3 protein-coding genes are annotated in these 6395 nt (G+C 39.0%); all 3 read left to right on the plus strand.

Features of this window, described 5'->3' with window-relative positions:
• Window positions 1-1956, plus strand: a 1956-nt coding sequence (locus AC1DPQ_RS14225; protein ID WP_477609872.1) for a polysaccharide lyase family 8 super-sandwich domain-containing protein, incomplete at its 5' end; no start/stop codon positions are given.
• A 116-nt stretch (window positions 1957-2072) separates the two neighbouring features.
• On the plus strand, window positions 2073-3134 hold the full coding sequence (locus AC1DPQ_RS14230) for a glycoside hydrolase family protein (protein WP_477579440.1): 1062 nt from the start codon (window positions 2073-2075) through the stop codon (window positions 3132-3134).
• A gap of 125 nt (window positions 3135-3259) precedes the next feature.
• Window positions 3260-6109, plus strand: coding sequence for a hypothetical protein (locus AC1DPQ_RS14235; protein WP_477579438.1), 2850 nt, complete (start codon window positions 3260-3262; stop codon window positions 6107-6109).
• Window positions 6110-6395: the final 286 nt, after the last annotated feature.

A 6395-nucleotide genomic window follows, 5' to 3' on the forward strand; every position in this document is an offset into this window, starting at 1 on the left:
CATGCATCCTGTTTTGCCCTGCCTACAGCTGCGGTTAACATTTATTTTGCTTTCTTAAAACAAATGAATGCGACGGAGAATGGCAAAAACACGCGGCTAAATGCTACTTGTGATATGTTGAAGGCAGTAGCTTTACAAGCCTGGACGCAACCTTTTAGAAATGATGAAACGGATAAAAATGTAGTGCAGATTGATCGATTCAGAAAACATGTGTGGTGGGTAGGCGGCAATGCGTTGGCCTATCGGCCATTATTATTGGTGGCATACATGTACAAATCCATTCCGATGGTTGATCTGATAGCGGAAGTTTCRCAAAATGGAATTAGCATGACCTCCCAAAACACTTTTAATGAGGCTTTCTGGACGGAGGGTTTTACTGTTGACGGAGCAGGTTGGGGACATGGGAAACAAAGTTTGGTATGGGGATACCCTATTGATGGAACAATGGCAGCTTTAAACATGCTTACTTCTCTAAAGGGTACCGCCTGGGAAAAGAAATTGACAAAAGAAAATACAGATGCTTTGCTTAATTTTTTCAGGGGAAGTAATTGGTATTATTATAAAGGATATAATTTACCCTGCCTTGATCGTTATTCCATGCGATATAATGTAGATAGTAGATCTATTCACTATTTGGGTATGTTAAAAACAATTCTCAAAGACTGGAAAGACTCCTTTACCGCTGAGGAAAAAAAAGAGCTCGAACAATTGGATAAGGAATCGGCAGGAAATAATATCAAAATGATCAATTATCCAAATAGTGGTTATAATGGGACAAGATCATTTTTTAATAATGATGATTTGATTAAAAAAAATGAGAAGTACCATATCCTTGTAAACATGGCTTCCGCTCGTTGTGACGGCCTGGAAAGTGCAGGTTTTGCTGATAAATATAATTTTTTCACAGCCGATGGAATGACAATTTTTCAGAAAAAAGGAAATGAATATAATAAAATATTTGGGGGCTGGGATGTGACAGCTGCTCCCGGAGTAACCGCCCGTGAAGGAATGGATAAACTAACTCCGGTTACCAATTGGAGGGGTTATTGCAGTAGGTATAATTTTGCGGGTTCAGCTACCAACGGTGATGAAAATGCCGTGGCCGGGTTTATTTTTGAAAAAATGAATGGCTCCGATAAGGATGATGTGAATGATAAGGGCACAAGTGTTGGGGAAAATCCGACTTTGTATGGAGTGAAAGCATACAAGTCTTATTTTATGTTGGGTGATTATTTCGTGGCTCTTGGGGCAGGAATTACCAATTTAAATCCGAAAATGGACGGATCAATACGCACCACTATCGATCAAACGGCCAAAGAAAATGAGGTAACTATTATCGAAAATGGAGTATCCCGTCCTGCGGTTACCGGGATACAATCATTTATGGTAAATGAAAAACCAATATGGGTGTCGCAAAAGGGTAAATTTGCTTATACCATTCTACCTGAATTTACCAGGAATGCCTCTTTTGTTTGTGAAAGCAAGAAAACCAACTGGGTAAAAATGAATCAAACCAACGAGAAAGTTCAAAACTTACCAGGGAAAGCAGATATTCTTCGCCTTTGGGTAGATCATGGACAAAAAGTAACAAACGGAACGTATGGATATGTAGTTTATGCTGGAGATGGTATTCCATCGCAAAAATTACCATTCAATGTATTAAGAAATGATACCCTGATTCAGGCGGTGAAATTAGCTGGCAATAAACTGCTTGAAGCCGTATTCTACAAAGCCAATACACAATTGAATGAAACAGGGATTTCGTTGACAGCCTCGGCTCCATGCATTGTTTTAATTGAAGACAAAGGCAACGAATATGTGATTTCGGTTACTGATCCAGAAATGAATGCTGTTTTAAAACAAATCAGTTTGAATTTCAACGGCAAAGATATAGTTGTTAGCATGCCTCAAGGCCAATATTGCGGTAAACCTGCCACAATCAGGATTAAAAAATAAACTCATTTATGAAAATATCAGGAACAAACACGATAGCTTCATTGCTATTAAAAAACATATTGTTTTTATGTTTTATTTTAATTACGGCTCAGACAGTATCAGCACAAGAGCAAAAAATGCTACCTAATTTGCTACAGTTAAAAAAGGACTCAAAAAATGAAATCTTTCATCATCTGGGTCAGGCAGTAAAGAAAGGTGGTTTTTACCTTAAAGGATATTGGGTTTGGGATAATACGGTAATAAAAGGAGACGATGGAAAATACCATCTGTTTTCATCTTGCTATTCAGATACGATAGTATTTCATCCTGGCTGGATGGTTTCTGCAGAAATTATTCATGCTGTTGCTGATAAGCCAGAAGGTCCTTTTCGTTTTGTAAATAAAGCGCTTAAAACCAGAGGTGCACAGTATTGGGATGGCCGTTCAGTATTTAATCCACAAATCTTCAAGCATAATGATAAATATTATATGTTTTATGTTGGCTCTACTCATCCATTTGAAGATCCTAAGCGCGGCGAACTTACCTTAGATAGCAAATGGTGTATTATAGGTAGAAGCAACAAACGTGTGGGCCTGGCAGTTTCTAATAGTCTTGATGGGCCTTGGAAAAGAATGGACAAACCAATTCTTGAAACAGAACCCAATACATTCTACAGTTTTTTGACATCCAACCCCACCATGGTTATCAATAAGGACGGATCGGTACTAATGATTTTTAAAGCCCGTTCTTACGAAGGAACTAAATATAGCGACATGTCGCTCGGCGTTGCCTATGCGAAGAATATTTTTGGCCCCTATAAAGTATTGAATAATAAGCAACCGGTTTTTAGTGCCAAACTTACAGGCGAACTCGAAGATCCATTTCTGTGGAAGGATTCAAAAGGATATCATGTAGTTTTTAAAGATCATAAAGCAAAATATACGGGTGAACTTGGCGGAGGCGTATCCGCTACTTCAATCAATGGAACAGATTGGAAAATGGATAGTGACGCGAAAGCTTATTCCAAAACAATTCAATGGGATGATAACACAATTGAAAAAAGAGGTCAATTGGAAAGACCTTTTATTCTTTTTGAGAATAATAAACCTCGTTGCATGTATTTCTCTACGATGGATGGAAAAGGCGGCTTTGAAAATGGTACCTCATCGGGCATTGTGGCAATACCGTTTGTAAAATAAATCTAATCCCATTTTAACTGTTATTATCCTTATTTAAATCAATTAATACCCCTGTTTTTAGGTAATTGATATACAAATTTGATGAATGTAGTCGAAAGATTATCAAAGATAAACCAAATAAAAAAATGAGAAAAATAATTAGCGTGGGTTTTATGATTTGGATAACACTACTGTTTACAACGGTAGGTCAAGTGTCTGCCCAGATAAATACTAAGGGACTTCCATTATACGATAAAAATGCATTGAAAATCAATGTAGATTGGCTGCTGGCTAACACCGCAAAAAAAGCAGCGATATACAGAACCACAGAAGGGAATTTAGCGTTTAGCAATGGCTTGCTTACCAGAACCTTTTCACTAACGCCAAATGCCGCTACCATAGGGCTTGATAATCTGACAACCAATGAATCTCTGCTTAGAGCTGTTGGACCCGAAGCTATGCTTTGGGTAAATGGATGCGAAATAAAGGTTGGAGGGTTAGCTGGCCAGCCCATTGGGAATTATTTGCTGAAAAAATGGATACCAGCGCTCAAGGCAGATCCTTACAGCATGAAAATGGTTTCCTATACCACTAATCCCATTCGCGAACGGTTTGAATGGAATCGGAAAACAAACTGGATGCCGAATCAGCCGGCGTGGCCACCAAAAGGAATGGAATTGACTTTTACGTATAAAGCAGATGCGGCGACTATAAATAATATAGCTAATGCCACTTCTTCTGATGTGCAACGAAAAGTGCTCTTTAAAGATGATTTTCTTGAAGTTTTGCCGCAATGGAAGATTGTGAGTGAAAAAGGAGCATCTTATAACAATGAAGGTAAGGCTGGCGAAATATTGGCACCACATAATGCTGTGTCTTATGCGGAGAAATCCATTCCGAAAGAAACACAGGTAATTATTTGCAAACTCAATAGCGGAACAGATGGCCTAGAGAATAAAAGTCCTTATAACCCTTACGGATTGGGGTTAGCACTGGTGTTCGCGGATGGCAAAACCAGTAAAATCTGTCTGCAGCCTTCAGCTAAACGAATGACAGTTAACCATAATGACCGGGGACTTCAATGGAGCGACTATCAACCAGGTAAGGATGTTTGGGTGAAAATTTTGTTTGTAGGGGATAAGATGATTTGCAGTAAATCTGAAGATGGCGAAACCTTTTCGGGAAATATGGAACTGGCATTAGCATCAATGCCTACACATCTTCGTGTTGGAAAAACAGATGCAAAAGGTGGGGGAAATGAAAATAGTAATAAAGGTGCCCTTGGACGAAGCAAAATAGATCGAGTAGTTATGCTTGGCGCACCTAATGTTCAAAGTGCCTCTCTTAATTTTCTTGCCGATCTTGAAGTACAAGTACATTATGAGATTTATGATGGCCTACCTTTGATGAGTAAGTGGGTAAGCATCAAAAACAATGGTAAAGAAGAAATACTGGTCAATAATGTGCAAAGCGAACACCTGGCTGCTACAGAAGTTGAAAGTGAACCATCGGGCCAAACCTGGAAATTGCCACCCATTTTTACAGAAACGGATTATGCATTCGGCGGCATGAATAATTCTGCTAATGCACAGGTTATCGCATGGCAACCTGATCCATCCTATACCACACAAGTAGATTATGGCTTAAGAAATCCTACTGTTTTAGAGTGTAAACCTCAAAAAGGTATTAATCAGGAATTGGCTTCAGGTAAGTTGTTTGAAGGTGTTCGGCTTTGGGAACTTCTTTTTGATAGTGAAGATCGTGAAAGAAGAGGTTTAGCGCAACGGAAACTGTACAGAACGATTGCACCGTGGACAACCGAAAATCCTACAATTATGCATGTGAGCAATTCTGATGATAAATCGGTTAAAGAAGCCATTGATCAGTGTGCCAAAGTGGGATTTGAAATGGTAATCATGACTTTTGGAAGTGGAGCAAACCTGGAAGATGGTTTGGCAGCTAACCTTGAGCGGATGAAAAATTTAGAAAGATATGCACAATCAAAAAATATTGCCTTGGGTGGATATTCATTGCTCGCCAGCAGATCCATAAGTAAAGAAACAGATGTGGTGATGCCTAAATCCGGCATGAGTCCAAAATTCAGTAAATCACCTTGTTTACAAAGCGCGTGGGGACAAGATTATTTTAAAAAACTGTATGCTTATTTTGAAACCACCGGTCAGGGCGTATTTGAACATGATGGTTCTTATCCGGGAGATATTTGTGCTTCAACAGATCATATTGGGCATAAAGGCTTGGAAGATTCACAATGGAAGCAATTTATAGAAATACGGGATTTCTATCGTTGGTGCCGTGGAAAAGGTATTTATTTAAATATACCCGATTGGTATTTCCTAAATGGTAGCTCTAAAACAGCAATGGGATATCGCGAGACAAACTGGTCGCTTCCAAGGGAATACCAGGAGATGATAGAACGCCAGAATATATATGATGGTACCTGGGAAAAAACGCCTTCAATGGGCTGGATGTTTGTTCCACTGGTACAATATCATGGCGGCGGACCAGCTGCCACCATTGAGCCTTTGAAAGAACATTTGCCACATTATGAGCAACGTTTGGCCAATCTTTTTGGTGCTGGGGTACAGGCTTGTTACCGCGGTCCACGGCTTTATGATAGCCCCGAAACAGAGGTGCTCGTTAAAAAATGGGTAGATTTTTATAAAAAACATAGAAGTGTGTTGGATGGTGATGTTATCCATATCCGTAGGGCCGATGGCAGAGATTACGATGCATTATTACACACTGATCCACTGGGTAAAGAAAAAGGCTTGTTGATGGTTTACAATCCTTTGGATGAGCCTATTACCAGGGAGATTGATATTGATCTTTATTATACCGGTTTGAAGAATCAGGCAATAATGAGTGAAAATGATGGAGTAGCACGAATATTAAACTTAAGGGGAACCAAAACTAAGTTAAAAGTAACCATTCCGGCAAAAAGCCAGAAATGGTTGGTGTTTAGTCAATCTAAATAATATGGGTAATATGAAATTATTTTCCTTAGTAAAGCTTGGGGTTTGCTGCATAACAGTTAAAGCTCAAGCTAATAAGAATAAAAAGCTAAATGTGGTAATCATCCTAACCGATAAGTGGAGAGGAACGGCCTTTAATAAACAGTGGATTTAGGGTATCCGGACAATCGATTATAAACTGGCCTATCAGAAAAAAGGGAAAAGTGTAACGGGTTATCTTTTTGTATTTAGAAAATGATCCGTTCGAACTTCACTATTTATACAGTAAAGACAGTGAGCAGGATAAGCT

The organism is Pedobacter sp. 01T416_2, from assembly GCF_056398925.1.

Bases quoted from the DNA above. Each gene is read 5' to 3' on its own strand.
- AC1DPQ_RS14230 (WP_477579440.1), top strand. From the start codon at position 2,073: ATGCTACCTAATTTGCTACAGTTAAAAAAGGACTCAAAAAATGAAATC.
- AC1DPQ_RS14235 (WP_477579438.1), top strand. From the start codon at position 3,260: ATGAGAAAAATAATTAGCGTGGGTTTTATGATTTGGATAACACTACTG.